We start from the raw sequence: 15,129 nt of genomic DNA on the forward strand, positions 1-15,129 counted from the left end.
TCTAGACAAGCAATCCGAGCAATCTAATGAGCATGTCCACCCGATTGGCGGACGGCTCGCGCGCCCGCCGAGCAAGTTGAATGGTGAGGACATGCGGCGGAGGCCGCCGAAAAGAGGAGTACGCCCGTGAAGCTGACCCACCTTGCCACCGAGTCCGGTAAGAGCGGCTGTCCGTCGTTCTTCGCTACTGACCGCGGCACCTATGTCGTGCAGGGCTGGCGTATTGAGGATTCCGAAGCGCTGATGGCCCTCGCCGAGCGCGGGCTGCCCGACCACGAGACCGCCGTCGAGATCCCGGCAGCACTGGTCGACCGGATCCGCGGGCTGGCCTGATGACCGAGCGGCTTGACCGCTCGGGGTTCCAAGCGCTGGTTACCGGCTTCGAGCGCTCGGCGTGGCGGTTGGAGATCCAGGGCTGGTACGACGAGCCGGACGAGGGCGAGTTGGTGGCCCAGTGGCTCGCTGACGGCGACCCGGCCCCGACGCTCACCTGGTTTGCCGACTGGCCGGCATGGATCGCCGAGCAAGGCAGAGCTGGCAAGCGGTTCGAGCGCGTCCGTGTGCTGACCGACCCGCTGACCGACTACCTGCGGTGGCAGCTCGACGTCATCACCGAGCCCGCCATCGCCGCCGGCGAAGACATCCGCGTGTTGCCGGCGGCCGCCGCCGCCGATCTCGAGCTCGGTGGTCAGGACTTCTACATCCTCGACGACCGCCAGGTCGCGGTGCTCGACTTCGACGGTGGCCAGGTCATCGGTGCACGGTTGCTCGACTCGGCCGCCGACATGGCCACCTTCCGCGCAATTCGAGCAACGGCATGGGATCATGCCGAGCGATTCAGGGAGTACCGACGCGCGAGAGCTTGATCGAGGGGACCGTGACCAACTTCGAGGCCGCCCGGCTTGAGTTCGGCGACGTGCTGCGCCGCCTGCGCGAACAGGGCGGCCTCGACGGCAAGGACCTGGCCAGCCGACTTGGCTGGCACCCGTCGAAGGTCAGCAAGATCGAGCGTGGTAGGCAGACCGTCACCGACTCGGACCTGCTCGACATCCTCGGCGCGCTCGCGGTGCCGGACGTCGAGGCTGAGCGGCTTAGGCAGGACCTCCGCACGCTGCGGCTGAAGCAGCTCGCCTGGCGGCGCCAGTTGCGCGCCGGCCACCGCGACCGCCAGCGGCAGGACCTCGTCGACGAGCAGACGGCATCGACGATTCGCATCGTCGACCTCATGGCGGTGCCCGGCGTCCTTCAGACCCCTGACTACGCGCCGGCCATCTTCGTCTCGCAGGCCGCACTCCTTGAGATTCCCGCTGGTGACATCGACGAGGCGATCGCGGTAAGGATGCAGCGGCAGCACGTGCTCTACGACTCGTCGAAGACGATCGAGATCTTGATCGCCGAGGCCGCGCTGATGCATCCCGTGTGCACGCCGGCGCAGATGGCCGCCCAGGTTGACCGGCTCGTGTCGGCGACGAGCTTGACTGGCGTCCGCGTCGGGCTGCTGCCGGCGTACCGGCCGGTGCCACACCTACTGCCGCACGGCTTCTGGATCGTCGACGACGTCGTGAGTGCCGAGAAGGTGACCGGCGAAGACCGAGAGACCGATCCGGAACAGGTCGCCGTCTACGAGCGGCTGACGGACAGCTTGTGGTCGGTCGCGGTCACCGGCGATGACGCGCGGGGCGTGCTGCTCGCCGTCGGTCGCCGGTGGGCCGAATTGGCCCGGTAGCCCGATCGACACTGGCGGTGGTCGCCAGGGTCACCGGTCGAGCACCTGCGCGGGCACGGGCGCCGACGCAGCAGGGTCGTCAGGGGTGAGGGTGATCGAGGGTGCCGACCCTTCGGGCTGCGGCAGCGGCGGCCAGGTCGAGCCGGCGAGGCAGAGGCTACACACGATTAGGACGACAGCGGCGACGACGAAGCTGGCCATCGGTAGATGCCGGTCGCTGGCCCGCTCGATGGCGTCCAGGATGCGTGTGAGGCGTCGCGCACTCATGATGAAATCCCCTCGATCAGCTCGGTGTGCCCGAGGCATCGAAGGGATCTCAATCCAAGATAGTGCCGCAGTGACGCTCCGCCGCGACCTCGAACGAAGCGGCTAAGCACAGCGTCTGAGCTGCTTATACTGGGCGGCTATCTGGACTGACACCCGCTCAGGTCAACCGCCCGGGACTCGCCCCGGCCGACCGTCACCGGCACGGAACGGCCGGGGCAGCTCACCGTCCAGCTCTCCTCGACGTTCCGGCCGTCCACGCCCGGCCGGATCGACGGGTTCACGTCCCACGTGAACGCCCCGCCTGCGGCGGTCAACGTCGTACTCAGCTGCGTGCCGGGCTTCGTCAACACCAGCTTCGTGCCCGCGGCGACGTTTCCGGTGATCCGAGCGTGGTACTGGGCGTTCCCCGCCGCCTCGACGTCCCGCAGCAATGCCTCGCGCTCGCCGCCGTGCGCCTTCCCGCTCACGTACTTGCTGGTGCCGAGGTACTGGCCGGGCACGCTGTCCTCCCACGGCCCGTGGTTGTCGTCGCCCGCCAGCTCGGTCTCGAACCCGAGGCTGCCGGTCGTGTGGTACGCCCACTCCTCGGCCGTGCCGCTCGTCTCGTACAGGTCGCGGCTCAGCTTGTTCGGATAGCCGTTGGCGTCGGCCATCGCCGCGCCGATCTGCGCGTACACCGCCTCGTCCGGGGTCAACGGCGCCGCGTTCTGGCCGGGCGGGTGCAGGTTCATGTCCCCGTAGGTGTGCAGGCCGATCTCCACCGTGACCTGGTGGCCGTCGACGAGGTCGCGGATGTTCCGGCTCTCCGGCTCGGAAAACGCCGCCGGCCCGTGGTAGTCGCCGTCGTCGGGATTGGCGCCGGAGCCGACGCCGCCGAAGTTCACCGCGAAGTTCCGGTTCAGGTCGACGCCGCCGGTGTCGTAGCCGGTCTCGGGGTCCTTGGCCGCCGCGCACTGCGCCCGGGTCGCCGGCGTGACCTCGCAGTTCTTGCGTTTCGCGGCGATGTCCCCGCCGCGGGAGACGTCGTAGCCGTCGGGGTTCACCACCGGCACGACGATCACCCGCACCCGGTCCAGCAGCGCCGTGATCCGCCGGTCGCGGCCGTCGTGTTCGGCGAGGTCCATCGCGAACTCCGTCGCCACCTCGACGCCCGGCCACTCGTTGGAGTGGATGCCGCCCATCAGCAGGAACACCGGCTTGCCGTCCGACGCCGACACGTGGTGCGAGATCTCCACCGCCGGCACGTCCTTGCCCAGCACCGTCTTGTGCGGCAACGACTCCACCCGCACGATGTCCGGCCGGGCCTTGGCGATCTGCCGGATGTCCGCGGCGACGTCGGCCGGGTTCCGATAATCCCTGCGGCCGCTGGGAAGTTGCGATGCGCCGGCCGGATGCCTCGCGTCCTCCAAGGCCTTGCCGGCCGCCACCGCGTCAACTGCCGGCTCCGCTTGCGACTCGACCGCCGGTTTCGCCGCCGGCTGCGCGCAGCCCGCCAGCATCAGGGCGCCAACCAGCGCAAACACCGTCCTCTTGATGGCGAACACCCTCTCAGCCGACGCCGTTCACGATCTTGGTGCTGACCGAGCTGCTCTCGATCAGCGTGCCCGGCCGCAGCCAGGGGAAGTCCTGCGAGTGCTCGCCGACGAGCTGCCGCAGGCCGAGGAACTCGCCACTGCCGCCGTCGATGATCACGTCGTCGTGCTCCTCGGCGTCCGAGAGCCCGATCGCGACGCCCGCCCGTCCGTCCACAGTGGCCTGATCCGCGGTGATCGCCACGCCCGGGATCATCGCCATCGCCCGGTACCAGGACGCGCGCAGCTCCGCCGGCATCACGCCGTCGAGCAACACGTTTGTCGCGTAACGGAATTCCGCCAGCGGCGTCGATCCGTGGCCACGGGTTCGAGCAGCCATGAACGCCACCAGCTGCGTCGGATCGCGCGGCAGCTGCTGGTAGAACGCCGCGCTGCCCGAGTCCGTCGGGTCCTCGCACGGCCGCTTCCCGTCCAGGCTGGGGAAGAACGCCCCGCAGTCCGCCCGCCACTCGCCGCTGTCGGTCTTCGTCGGCGTCGGCGGCGACGCCTGCGACTCCGGAATGCTGCCGCCCAGCCACTTCGGCGTGGTCGGCGGCGTCTCCCGGCGCATCACCCACTGCCGCGTCGGATCGGCCGGGATCCACACCTGCTGCCGGTGCTCGACCAGGTAGGAGTAGCCACCCGACAGGTCCAGCTGCTGGCTCACCGAGTCGTACGAATGCGTTGCCACGTAACGGTATTGTCCCGGCATGAGCGGCTGATCCACCGCGTGGACCTGGAGGTCCGCCGCGCCGTTGAGGAACTCCGTCGCCGACGCCAGCGAGATCCTCGGCACAGGGCCAGGCGCAACAGTCGAGGAACGGGTCGCAGGCGGCGCCGAGGGCGACACCACCTGCGACCCCACCAGCAGCACCAGCGCCGCGGCCCCTGCGAGCCACAACACGGGCCGCTGCCGCCCGGCAGCCCCTGCCAGCCACCGCCGTCGTCGCACGGCGGCCCCTGCCATCTGCCGTGACGGTCGATCCGCCGCCGCCAGCACCTTCGCGCGGATCGCGGCCAGGTCCGGCTCGGCGGTCCGCTCCGCCTGGTGCAGCAGGTCCAGTGCCTGATCGAGACGGTCCCCGGTCATCGGCCGCTCCCCTCCTCCAGCCGAGCCCGCAACTTCTCCCGCACCCGCTGCAACTGGGAACGAACCGTGCTCGCCGGCACGCCGGTCGCCGCCGCGACCTCGGCCGGCGTCAGTCCCGCCCACGACGTCAGCAGCAGCACGTCCCGTTCCTGCTGCCCGAGCGCGGCAAGAGCCGCGGCGAGCGACCGAGTGGCGTTCTCGGCGTCGACTCGCTCCGCGGCCCTGGTGTCGTGCGGCTCCTGCTCGGTCGCGGCTGCGGCCCGGGCGGTCGCCCGGTAGCCCCTGATCTCCTGGCGCAGGTGGTTGCGCAGCAGGTTGGTGGCGATGCCGTACAGCCAGCCGCGCACCGGGGCCTGCGCCGGGTCGAAGGTCTCCCACCGGCGCAGGGCCACCAGGAACGTCTCGGCGACGAGGTCGTCGGCGGTGTGCGAGCCGACCCGGCCGGCGAGGTAGCCGCGCAGCGGGCGGGCGTGCTCGTCGAAGAGGCGCGCGAACACCTCTCGGCGGTCGGCGTCCTCGTCAACGTCCATCAGCGAGGTCACACCCGTGCTTGTCCGCGGGCATGGCCCGCGTCCCACCGACCCGACCAGGTGAGACGCAGGTCACATCAGAACCCCACGTGCGGCACCGGCCACAGCTCGACCGGGTCCACGTCGGCCGACGGCATGTCGGCGGCGATCTCCCGGGCCCGGGCCTCGTCGACCACGTCCAGCAGGTAGAAGCTGGCCATGTACTCCTTGGTCTCCAGGTACGGCCCGTCGGTCACCACGGGCGCGCCCTTCACCCGGCGGATCAGCTTGGCCTCGGTGGCGTCGCCCAGCCCGTACGCGCCGAGCAGCTCGCCGGTGTCGCGGTAGCGCTGGTTGAACGCGTCCTGCTTGGCGATCACTTCCTGCCACTGGTCCTGCGGCAGCGACTCCCACTTCTCCTGGTTGCCGTAGATCATCAAGAGGTACTTCATGGACTTCGCTCCCTCGGTATCGGCTCCGTCATCGGCTGGTCGGAGCCGCGCCGCCGTCGTCTACACGCCGGGCGGACATTACCCTGAGAAGTCGATACGGAGAGGTCTCCGCGAAAGGTGGCGAGAACATGGCGCTGCGGAGCGACGCCGCGCAGAACCGCGAGCGCATCCTGGCCGTCGCGCGGGAGGCGCTGACCGAGGACGGCGACGCCTCGCTGAACTCCATCGCCAAGCGCGCCGGCGTCGGCCCCGGCACGCTCTACCGGCACTTCCCCAACCGCGAGTCGCTGGTGCTCGAGGTGTTCCGGACCGAGGTGCAGGGGCTCGCCGCCCGCACGTCCGAGCTGCTGCGGACCGAGCCGCCACTGGACGCCTTCCGGCAGTGGAGCCGCCGGCTCGCCGCGTACCTGAAGATCAAGCGCGGCCTGGGCGAGGCGCTGACCGGGGCCGTGCACGACGCCATGACCACCGAGTCGCACGGCCCGGTCATCGCGGGCATCACCGCGCTGCTGGACGCCGGCGTGGCCGACGGCAGCATCCGCCCCGGCGTCGACCCCGACGACCTGCTGCTGATGATGGGCGCTTTGTGGCGGGTCCCGCCCGGCCCGGCCGGCGAGCGCCAGGCCGACCGGCTGCTGGAGCTGATCGTCAGCGCCCTGCGGCCGTGACCCGTTCCCGGTCGCGGAACGCGCCGGGCGTCTCGCCGGTCTCGCGCTGGAAGAACTTGCCGAAGTTGGTCGGTTCGGTGAAGCCGAGCCGGTCGCCGATCGCCGCCGCCGGCAGGTCGGTATGCACGAGCAGGCGCTTCGCCTCCAGCGCCACCCGTGCGTCGACCAGCGCCTTGGCCGAACGCCCGGCGGCGGCCTCGCAGACCCGGTTGAGCGTGCGAAGCGAGTAGCCGACCTTCGCCGCGTAGTCGGCGGCGCTGCGGGTGGTCGCGAACGACCGCTCCAGCTCGTGCTGGAATCGGGTGTACGTCTCGTCCTGCGCCGCCGGCCGACCGTCCGCCGGCAGCCTCGCGATGCGCAGCAACAGGGCCCCGAGCAGCTGGCGCAGCAGGTCGACGGTGATCGGCTCGCCCCGGTCGACCGCCCGCTGGTACTCCGTCATCAGCTCGCGGACCGCCCTGGTCAGGTCCGTGCGGTCCGGCTCCGGCACCGTCCACGCCACCGGCCCGAACGGGCTCAGCAGCGGGCGGACCGCCTCCGGGCGGTGCGGGAACGTGTCCGTGAACAGCACCATCAGCGCTTCCAGCCGGCCCCCTCCGGTCGGCCGGGGCAGCCGCAGCACCCGGCCCGGGCTGACGGACACCAGCGTGCCCGGCACGCACTCGTGTTCGACAAAATCGACCATCGCCGCGCCGGTGCCGCCGGTGATCAGGAACAGCTGGTGGAAGTCGGTTCGGTGCACTGTGGACAGCGTCGAGGCCGGCAGCCGAGCGGCGAGCTTGGCGAAGTCGACCACTTCCAGGCCCAGCCGGGGTCGGTCCGGGTTGCTGAACCCGAACTCCGCCACCGCCGACCGCTGTCCACTTCCCACCATGACGGCCGCCGATCGTACCCGTCCTCAATCTTTCCTCAATCCCCGGCGGTCACGCTCTGAACGTCAACCGACAAGGGGAGGCACGAGATGGTGAGCAGGCTGATGGTCGCCCTGGCGCTGGTGGCGGCGGCCGTCGCGGGGGGAATCACGGTGACGCAGGTGTCGGCCAGCGGGATTCCCGCGCCGACCGGCACGCCGACGCCGACACGGCACGGTCACGGGCTGGTCTGACGGGGGTCAGTCACCGACCCAACCGGGGGAGCCAGAGCCGGCCGCCGGTCGAGACGAAGATCTCGGCCGCGCGGTCGGCCTGGGCGGCGGCCGCCGAGTGATCGCCGAGCCGCCGGTGGACGTCCGCCAACACGGCGTGGGCGTGGCCGGCGAGCAGGCGGTACCCCGCTCGCTCGGCGGCCGCCAGTGCTCCCGCACAGTGCTCCAGAGCCGACACCGCACGGTCGAGGCCGAGCGAGGCGTCGGCGAGGCCGATCAACGCCTCGGTCTCGGCGCGTCGGTCGCCGGTCAGGGCGGCGAGTTCCAGGGCGACCTCGTGGTGGCCGATGGCCTCGCGGTGCCGGCCGAGCCGCTGGCAGATGGACCCGAGCACGTTGACGGCGCTGGCCTCGATCCGCCGGCCGCCGATCCGCTGGGCCAGCACGAGCGCGGCCCGCGCCTCGTCGAACGCCTCCGTGAGCCGGCCCCGATCCCGTTGCACCGCGGCGATGCTGACGAGCGCGGTCGCCTCGTCGGCGCCGTCGCCGACCTCGCGGGACAGCCGGACGGCGTCGGTCAGGTCGGTCATCGCGGCGTCCAGCAGGCCCATGTCGTGCCGCACGCAGCCGAGGTTGAGCAGCGAATTGGCCCGTGCGACCAGCGATTCGTGCAGTTCGAGGGCCTCCGTGAAGTGGGCCTCGGCGTCGGCCAGCGCGCCCTGTTCCCAGTCCACGTTGCCGAGGTTGCTCAGCGTCGCCGCCCGGCGGCCCTTGTCGTGGTGCATGGCCAGCGCTGTCGAGTAGTGCTGACGGGCCAGATCCAGCTCACCCCGTTCGACGTTGACGCTGGCGAGGTTGCCGAGGATGGTGGCCTGCCCCTCGGTCCAGTCGGCGTGCCGCGCCAAGTCGAGGGCCGCCGCGTAGCCGGCGATCGCCTCGGCGTGCCGACCGACACTCCAGTGCACGTCGGCGATGCTGAGCTGCGCGGACGCCTGCGCGAGCGGATCCCCTTCGGCGGCCGCGAGTGCCGTGCGGGCGACGCCGAGCCAGTCGCCGGCGTAGCGGCGGAGCCAGAAGTAGCCGCGCAGCGCATCGGACAATTGCCACGCAAGGGAAGGCGGCCCCGCCGAGGCCGCATGCGACACCAGGGCGACCAGGTTGGCCCGTTCGGCGTCGAGCCAGGCCAACGCGTCGGCGGGCGCGCCGAACCGCTCGCGGTAGCCGGCACGGCCGGGCAGCCGCAGGATCTGCGGATACAGGACGGCAGCGGCGGATTCCGTTGCCTCCAGGTAGTACGCGGCGAGCCGGCCCATCGCGGCCTCGCGGTCGGGATCGCCCTCGACCAGCTCGGCGGCGAACAGCTTGAGCAGGTCGTGGCAGCGGTAGCGGTCGTCGCCGGCGGCCTCGACGAGGTGCGCCGCGGCGAGGACTTCCAGCAGCCGCGCGGTGGATTCCACCGATTCGCCGGCGACGGCGGCGACGCCGGCCGCGGTGAGATCCGGGCCGGGCAGCAGGCCGATCCGCCGGAACAGCAGCTGGGCCCCGGGTTTGAGGGTGGCATAGGACAACTCGAACGCGGCGCGCACGGCCGCCTCCTGATCGCCGTCGACCTGCAGCGCGTCCAGCCGGTTGCCGAGGCGCAGCTGCTTGACGTAGTCGGCGATCCGCCGTTGCGAGTAGTTCGCGAGGTTCGCGGCGGCGATCCGTAACGCCAGCGGCAGCCGCACGCACAGCTCGACGAGCTCGTCGACGGCGGTAGGCTCGGCCGATACCCGTTGCACGCCAAGGAGTTTGCCCAGCAGACCGACGGCCGTCGATGGCGACAGCACGTCCAACGTGAGCCGCCACGCGCCGTCGCGAGCGACGAGCCCACCGAGGCGGTTGCGACTGGTGATCACCACGCCGCAGGCGGGATTGCCCGGCAGCAGCGGCCGCACCTGCTCCGGCCCCCTGGCGTCGTCGAGCACGACCAGCACGCGCCGATCGGCCAGCACGCTGCGATACAGGGCGGCGGCCTCGTCGACGTCCAGCGGCAGCTGATCCGGCGGAACACCCAGCGCCCGCAGGAACTGCGACAACGCGCTCAGCGGGTGCAGCGGCGGGCCCGGCGAGTAGCCGCGCAGGTTCACGAACAGTTGTCCGTCAGGGAATCGTGACGCGACGCGCCGGCCCCAGTGGATCGCCAGGGCGGTCTTGCCCATGCCGGCAGCGCCATCGATCGCCAGCACCGGCGTCTCCCGAACGGCGTCCAGCTGGGCGATTTCCCCGTCCCGGCCGGCGAAATCCGAGGTCACCGCGGGAAGCTGGCGCGGCACCGGCCGGGTGGCGGCCTTCGGCGTCCGGACCATCAGCGCCGGGTCGTTGCCGAGGATCTGTCGTTGCAGCGTCTGGAGTTCCGGGCTCGGATCCAGCCCCAGCTCGTCCTTGAGCAACGCCCGCGTCGTCGCGTACGCGGCGAGGGCGTCGGCCTGCTGCCCGCAGCGGTACAGCGCGGTCATCAGCTGCCGGGTGACCCGTTCATCCAACGGTTGCGCGGCGGCGAGTTCCCTCAACTCGGCCAACAACTCCGCGTGCCCGCCGGCGCGTAACGCGATGTCGTTGCGCAGCAGCGTCGCCGCCATCCGCTCGGTTTCCAGGGTCGCCGCGAGGTTGGCCAGCCACCGCGAGGACGTGTCCGCGAACGCCGGCCCGCGCCACAGGCCCAGGGCCTCGGTCAGCAGCGCCGGATCCTCGGCCAGCCGCGCGCGTCCGACGAGGTCGCGGAACCGGTGCATGTCCACCAGGTCCGGATCGACGGAAACGGCGTAGCCGCCGGGACATCGCTCCAGCGCGACGCCGGGGCCGGCGATCACCGTCCGCAGCCGGGTGATGTACCCCGACAGCACGTTGCGCACCCGGTTCGGCGGATCCTCGCCCCACACCCGGTCGATCAGCTGCTCGGTCAGCACCGTCCGGTTGGCCTCGGCCAGCAGCACCGCCAGTACGCAGCGCTGCCGGGGGTGCCCCGTCGGCACCACCCGGCCCGCCACCACGAATTCCACCGGTCCGAGGACGTGGAACTCCATGCACAGCCCCCAACCCGGTTCCGCCGACTGCCCCAGGACTATTCCCCAACTCGCCCGGGGAGGGAAGTCATCGGCGGAACCGGGTCGGGCTGGGCGTCACCCCTCGACGGCGCCCGGCGTCGGTCAGAAGCAGGAGTCGTGCGTGTACACCGCGATCGGCGTGATGCCGGCCGCGCCCACGAACAGGCACGAGCCCCTCGGATCGGTCAGCTTCTTCACGTAGTCGGCCGCCGCGTTGCAGACGAAGCTGAGCCAGCCGAAGCCGTGCGCGTTCAGCTGCGACACGCAGAACGCGGCGGCCGCGTTCACCCCGTTCTTGATGGCGTACGTGTAGATCGTCTCGGTCAGGCTCTTGCTGAACACGAAGCCGCACGCGTTGATCGGGTGCGCGATGCACACCAGGCCGTCCGGCCGGGCCACCGCGTCCGCGCCGGCGGGGATGGCCAGCGAGTGCGCGTGACCCGGGCCGTCCGGCACGATCAGCGTGCCCTGCACGGCCACGTGCTGGGGCGCGGGCGTGGTCGCCGCGTTCGCGAGGCCGGCCAGGCCGAACATCGCGGCCAGCGCCGCCAGCACCGTGATCGCCAATCTGGTTCGCATGAGGTGTTCCCCTCTGATCGGAGCGTTACGCGAACCAGGCTCGGCGGCCCGGATTGGGGGCCGATGCAGGAATCGTTGAAGGACGAGGTCAGGGCAGGCTCAGGCCGTACGCGCCGAGCGCGGCCGGCACCGGCTGGAAGAACGTCTCGCCGCCGGACTCGCAGTCGCCGCTGCCGCCGGAGGTCAGCCCGAGCGCGGTGTCCCCGTCGTACATCGAGCCGCCGCTGTCACCGGGCTCGGCGCAGACGTCGGTGTCGATCAGGCCGCTGACGCTGCCCTCCTCGTAGTTCACGGTGGCGTCGAGACCGGTCACCGTGCCGGTGTGCACGCCGCTGGTGGAGCCGCTGCGCGTCACCGACTCGCCGACCGTCGCGTCGCCGGCCCGGTCGATCTGCTGGCCGGTGTTGACCGCGCTCGGCGCGTCGACGCCCTGGTCGAAGACGGCGTACGAGTAGTCGGTGCCGGGGAAGTTGGCCTGGGCGGTGGTGGCGATGTGCTCGTTGTCGCCCTGGTCGGCCCACCAGTCGTTGGTGGCGACGCCGCAGTGGCCGGCGGTGAGGATCGCCGGGTTGCCGTTGGAGTCGTGCACGTTGAAGCCCAGGGAACAGCGGAGTCCCTGGCCCCAGATGGCGTCGCCGCCGGCGATCAGCGGGCGCAGCTTGCCGGCGGTGGTCTTCAGCCGCGCCTTGCCGCCGTACTCCTTGACGGCGCTGGTCAGCGCCGCGAGCCTGGCGCCGGTGACGGTCGAGTCGGCGGTCACGAGCACCTGGCCGGTGTGCACGTCGATTCGCCAGGCGGTGCCGGGAATCCGTGCCTTCTGTCCGAGTTGTGCCGTCACGGCGGCGAGTTCGGACGCGCGGTAGGGCACCTTGGCCGGCACGGCGCCCAGCGCGCGGACCTTCGCGGCCGCGGCGTCGTCGGTGACGGTGACGACCAGCCGCTTCGTGGTCTTGTCGTAGTAGGAACCGATGGTGTGGTCGCCGAGCAGGGACTTGGCGTTGACACCTAACTGCACCGCTTGCCGCGCCTGTGACGGCTGGGCGTTCGCGGTCGGAACCGCCAGGGCCATGCCGGCGACGAGCAGACCGGCGATGGTCAGGCAGCGATGACGGGCAGGGATCATGAGCCGTCTCTCCGTTCGTTTGGTCACCAATGAGCAGGGGGCACCGGTGCCGCCGGAGTGCGCGCGGGCCCAAGGTAGGGCGGCCATGTGGCGGCCGGCCACCCGCCGATAGTCGCGCGCCGCTCACATTTAGCAGTTACGTGCCGAGGACCGGCGCATTCGGACCGTACGCGTTCGCGCGGGCGGCTCGCTTTCGGACGCCCGGCAGCGCGGTTATCAGCCGTAGCAGCCTGGCCGGCACGAGCGGGCGGCCCAGTTCGCGGGCGCGGGCCGCCCGCGTCTCGATGCGCACTTGGTCGTTCTGCACGATTCTGATCGCCGGCTCGCGTTCGGCCTGGACTGCGGCCAGCACCTCGTCGCGTACCGGGCCGTTGCGCAGGGCCGGCACGAGGTGATTGGCCGCGGCGACGGCGTCCTGGATCGCCATCAGGATGCCGTTGCCGCCCACCGGCGAGATCACGTGTGCGGCGTCACCGACCAGCAGCAGCCCCGGCCGCCACCACTGCCGAACCCGCGAGATGTCCACGGACAGCAAGGTGGTCTGGGCGAAGTCGGTCAGCAGGTGCGTGCGGTCGGCCAGCCACGGCACGTGCTCATCGAGGAAAGCCCGAATCGGTTCGACACCATCGGCGCGGGCCTGGGCGTAGCCGCCCTTGGGGACGCTGTAGCCGAGCTGCCAGCCCTGCGTGCCAGTGAGCAGGCCGACGTAGTGGTCACGGCCGAAGAACAGGTCGACGTCAGCGTCCGGAGGGTCGCTTTCCTTGTGCGGCAGGCGGAACCAGACCAGGTCCGTCCGCGCTCCCAGCGACTCCGCCGGCAGGTCCGCGAGCCGACGCAGGCGCGAGTAGCGGCCGTCCGCGCCGATCACCACGCCCGCCTCGATGTCCTGGACGCCGACGATCCGGCCGTTCTCGCGCCGGAGTTCGGTGACCTTGCTGCCGGTGCGGAGCTCGCAGCCGGGCAGCGCCCGGAACTCGTCCGCCATGAAGTCGAGGAATCTCGCCTGCGGCATGAGCGCGACGTAGTTGAACCGCGTGGGCAGGCGACTGTAGTCGGCCGTGGTCACGGAGCCGGTGGGCGTGTGCAGGCGGAACTGCCTGGCCCTCTCGTGCGGGAGTTCGAGGAGCTTGTCCGCCAGGCCGAGCCGGTCCAGCAGCTCCAGCGTGTAGGGGTGCAGCGAGTCGCCACGGAAGTCCCGGTCGAAGTCCTTGTGCGACTCGAGCAGCGTGACCGGGACGCCGGCGCGCCCGAGCAGGTACGCCAGCATCATGCCGCCCGGACCAGCGCCGACGACGACCGCAGGGTCGCTAGAAGTTCTAGCCATGTCGCCATGGTACCTAGATTTCCTAGCTATCATCGACCGGGTGCGAGACGAGCGGATCGGCCTGGCCCTGCGCCGGATGTTGCAGGCGGGGCGGGAGATGCAGAGCGCGGTGGCGCGGCGGATGGGCGTGCGGCTCACCGACGTGCAGGCCGTGGACCATGTGGTGTCGGCTGTCGACCCGCTCGGGCCGGTGGAGCTCGGCGCGCGGCTCGGCATCCGCTCCGCGTCCGCGACGGTGCTGGTGGACCGGCTCGTGGCCGCCGGTCACCTACGCCGCTCGGCCGACCCGTCGGACGGCCGGCGGGTCGTCCTGCACGCCACCGATCACGCCCGTGAGGAGGTGCACGCCGCCCTCGCTCCCCTGCTCACCGAGATCGACGCCATCGTCTCCCGCCTCACCCCCGCCGAGGCCGCCACCGTCCACACCTTCCTCGACTCCGTCACCACCGCCATGCACACCTATGCCAACCCCGGCGAGTCGCGCTCTCAGACAGGGCGAATGTAGGTTTCAGGTAGATCAACAGCGCTGAGCAGCCCCAAATCGAGCCTAGCCACGACCCCCGACAGTCCTGGATACCCCGGCGAGTCGCGCTCTCAGACACACCGAATGCACGTTTCGGGTCAGAAGGTGGCGATCGGGTTGACGGGGCTGCCGGAGGTGCCGGCGAAGCGGACCGGCGCGACGGCGAACTGGAAGTCCCACTGACCGAGCTCGGTGGCCGTCGCCAAGCACGCCTCCAGGTCGCAGTTGTCGAGCAGCCACAGACCCATCGCAACCAGACCCACGGCGTGCACCGGCATCAACACGTCGTCGTACCCCGACGGCTGAACATCCTGGGGCGTGTCGGCGCCGATCAGCGAGACCTGGCGATCATGCAGCCACGGCAGGCAGGACGCGTGCCAGCCGGCCTGCGTGAAGTTCCCGGACGCGCCGGCCTCGTGCCGGGAGCGGCCGTAACCGGTCCGCAACAGCACCGCATCGCCGGGCCGTACCCGCACGCCCTGGCGACGCTCGGCCTCCTCGAGATCCTCGGGGAACACACCCTGCCCCGGCTCCAGCCATGGCACATCGCGGACCGCCGCGATGTCGAGCAGGACTCCGCGTGTGATGATCCCGTTCGCCGCCGCCGTGACGGCCGCCCACGCCGATCCCGTCGCAGAGTCGACCAACGAGTGCGGCCGCCCGTTGTACATCTTGCCGTCCCAGAAGATGTGGCACGGCGAGTCGACATGGGTGACGGTGTTGCCGTGGAACATGAAGCCGAGCCGTTCGTGCGAGAAGCCCCAACGCCGGTCGTTGTGGAACGGCGCTGGCATGCCTTCGGCACCCGGCATGTCGGCGGCGCACGGGCACGCCGTCGTCGATCGCTCCATTTCGTCCGGTGCGGCAAACTCCCACGCGCACGACACGCTCCGGCCGTGGCGCACGGCCCGCGCCGCCGCCAGCCGCACGTCGTCGGTGATGTGGTTCAGCGTGCCGAGCTCGTCGTCCTCGCCCCACCGCCCCCAGTTCGACAGCGTGTCGAAGTATCCGATCACGTCGTCCTGTGTGGGCATCGGCCGTCCTGCCGTCATCCCAGCATCGCCCCCTCCGGTCACCAAGATCCGCTGAACTCCCCCGACACTAGATCAGACACCCCCGCGAGTCCCG

At 71.1% G+C, this 15,129-nt stretch carries 17 protein-coding genes; 6 read left to right on the forward strand and 11 right to left on the reverse strand.

Going from position 1 to position 15,129, the window contains the following annotated elements; genetic code table 11:
• Positions 1 to 126 precede the first annotated feature (126 nt).
• The 3 genes from BCF44_RS26535 to BCF44_RS26540 are packed head-to-tail and all read left to right on the forward strand — an operon-like array spanning position 127 to position 1,726.
• The gene (locus BCF44_RS26535; protein WP_116177102.1) at positions 127 to 333 is read left to right on the forward strand and encodes a hypothetical protein; all 207 of its coding nucleotides are present in this window, start codon (positions 127 to 129) and stop codon (positions 331 to 333) included.
• Positions 333 to 866 (forward strand): DUF6879 family protein, encoded by a 534-nt coding sequence (locus tag BCF44_RS55670; protein WP_170217758.1) that lies wholly within the window; start codon positions 333 to 335, stop codon positions 864 to 866. Before BCF44_RS26535 ends, BCF44_RS55670 begins: the two co-directional genes overlap by 1 nt.
• Positions 867 to 877: 11 nt before the next feature.
• Positions 878 to 1,726, forward strand: a complete 849-nt coding sequence (locus tag BCF44_RS26540; RefSeq protein WP_170217759.1) for a helix-turn-helix domain-containing protein — start codon at positions 878 to 880, stop codon at positions 1,724 to 1,726.
• A 30-nt stretch (positions 1,727 to 1,756) separates the two neighbouring features.
• On the opposite strand, the gene BCF44_RS26545 is transcribed toward BCF44_RS26540, so the two are convergent.
• The 5 genes from BCF44_RS26545 to BCF44_RS26565 form a co-directional block, all read right to left on the reverse strand.
• Positions 1,757 to 1,993 carry a hypothetical protein gene (locus BCF44_RS26545; protein WP_116177104.1) on the reverse strand — a complete coding sequence of 79 codons (237 nt, stop codon included), beginning with the start codon at positions 1,991 to 1,993 and terminating at the stop codon, positions 1,757 to 1,759.
• Between the two features lie 137 nt (positions 1,994 to 2,130).
• A complete protein-coding gene (locus tag BCF44_RS26550) occupies positions 2,131 to 3,516 on the reverse strand; it encodes a M14 family zinc carboxypeptidase (RefSeq protein WP_147328643.1) in 1,386 nt (461 codons plus the stop codon).
• A gap of 25 nt (positions 3,517 to 3,541) precedes the next feature.
• Positions 3,542 to 4,654 carry a CU044_5270 family protein gene (locus BCF44_RS26555; RefSeq protein WP_116177106.1) on the reverse strand — a complete coding sequence of 371 codons (1,113 nt, stop codon included), beginning with the start codon at positions 4,652 to 4,654 and terminating at the stop codon, positions 3,542 to 3,544.
• Positions 4,651 to 5,184: an RNA polymerase sigma factor gene (locus BCF44_RS26560; RefSeq protein ID WP_116177318.1), complete on the reverse strand. Its 534-nt coding sequence runs from the start codon at positions 5,182 to 5,184 to the stop codon at positions 4,651 to 4,653. The genes BCF44_RS26555 and BCF44_RS26560 overlap by 4 nt, the downstream gene beginning before the upstream one ends.
• Positions 5,185 to 5,261: 77 nt before the next feature.
• On the reverse strand, positions 5,262 to 5,615 hold the full coding sequence (locus BCF44_RS26565; RefSeq protein ID WP_116177107.1) for a YciI family protein: 354 nt from the start codon (positions 5,613 to 5,615) through the stop codon (positions 5,262 to 5,264).
• A gap of 128 nt (positions 5,616 to 5,743) precedes the next feature.
• Here BCF44_RS26565 and BCF44_RS26570 point away from each other — a divergent pair, with 128 nt between their 5' ends.
• Entirely contained in the window at positions 5,744 to 6,283 is a 540-nt protein-coding gene (locus BCF44_RS26570; protein WP_116177108.1) for a TetR/AcrR family transcriptional regulator, read from the forward strand.
• On the opposite strand, the gene BCF44_RS26575 is transcribed toward BCF44_RS26570, so the two are convergent.
• Entirely contained in the window at positions 6,264 to 7,157 is an 894-nt protein-coding gene (locus BCF44_RS26575; protein WP_116177109.1) for an AraC family transcriptional regulator, read from the reverse strand. The genes BCF44_RS26570 and BCF44_RS26575 overlap by 20 nt on opposite strands.
• Positions 7,158 to 7,244: 87 nt before the next feature.
• Here BCF44_RS26575 and BCF44_RS55675 point away from each other — a divergent pair, with 87 nt between their 5' ends.
• Positions 7,245 to 7,388, forward strand: coding sequence for a hypothetical protein (locus tag BCF44_RS55675; RefSeq protein ID WP_170217760.1), 144 nt, complete (start codon positions 7,245 to 7,247; stop codon positions 7,386 to 7,388).
• 10 nt (positions 7,389 to 7,398) lie between these two features.
• Here BCF44_RS55675 and BCF44_RS26580 read toward each other — a convergent pair whose 3' ends face one another.
• The 4 genes from BCF44_RS26580 to BCF44_RS26595 form a co-directional block, all read right to left on the reverse strand.
• Complete coding sequence (locus tag BCF44_RS26580) at positions 7,399 to 10,431, reverse strand: AfsR/SARP family transcriptional regulator (protein WP_116177110.1); 3,033 nt, start codon at positions 10,429 to 10,431, stop codon at positions 7,399 to 7,401.
• Between the two features lie 123 nt (positions 10,432 to 10,554).
• Positions 10,555 to 11,031 (reverse strand): hypothetical protein, encoded by a 477-nt coding sequence (locus BCF44_RS26585; RefSeq protein WP_116177111.1) that lies wholly within the window; start codon positions 11,029 to 11,031, stop codon positions 10,555 to 10,557.
• Between the two features lie 88 nt (positions 11,032 to 11,119).
• Positions 11,120 to 12,154 carry a S1 family peptidase gene (locus BCF44_RS26590; RefSeq protein ID WP_116177112.1) on the reverse strand — a complete coding sequence of 345 codons (1,035 nt, stop codon included), beginning with the start codon at positions 12,152 to 12,154 and terminating at the stop codon, positions 11,120 to 11,122.
• Between the two features lie 136 nt (positions 12,155 to 12,290).
• Positions 12,291 to 13,478, reverse strand: a complete 1,188-nt coding sequence (locus BCF44_RS26595; RefSeq protein ID WP_116177113.1) for an FAD-dependent oxidoreductase — start codon at positions 13,476 to 13,478, stop codon at positions 12,291 to 12,293.
• 40 nt (positions 13,479 to 13,518) lie between these two features.
• Here BCF44_RS26595 and BCF44_RS26600 point away from each other — a divergent pair, with 40 nt between their 5' ends.
• Complete coding sequence (locus BCF44_RS26600; RefSeq protein ID WP_246015572.1) at positions 13,519 to 13,983, forward strand: MarR family winged helix-turn-helix transcriptional regulator; 465 nt, start codon at positions 13,519 to 13,521, stop codon at positions 13,981 to 13,983.
• Positions 13,984 to 14,099: 116 nt separating this feature from the next.
• Here the strand turns inward: BCF44_RS26600 and BCF44_RS26605 are convergent, their stop codons facing one another.
• Complete coding sequence (locus tag BCF44_RS26605; RefSeq protein WP_116177115.1) at positions 14,100 to 15,035, reverse strand: cyclase family protein; 936 nt, start codon at positions 15,033 to 15,035, stop codon at positions 14,100 to 14,102.
• Between the last annotated feature and the right edge of the window lie 94 nt (positions 15,036 to 15,129).

The sequence above is a fragment of the Kutzneria buriramensis genome (assembly GCF_003387475.1).
GTDB lineage: Bacteria > Actinomycetota > Actinomycetes > Mycobacteriales > Pseudonocardiaceae > Kutzneria > Kutzneria buriramensis.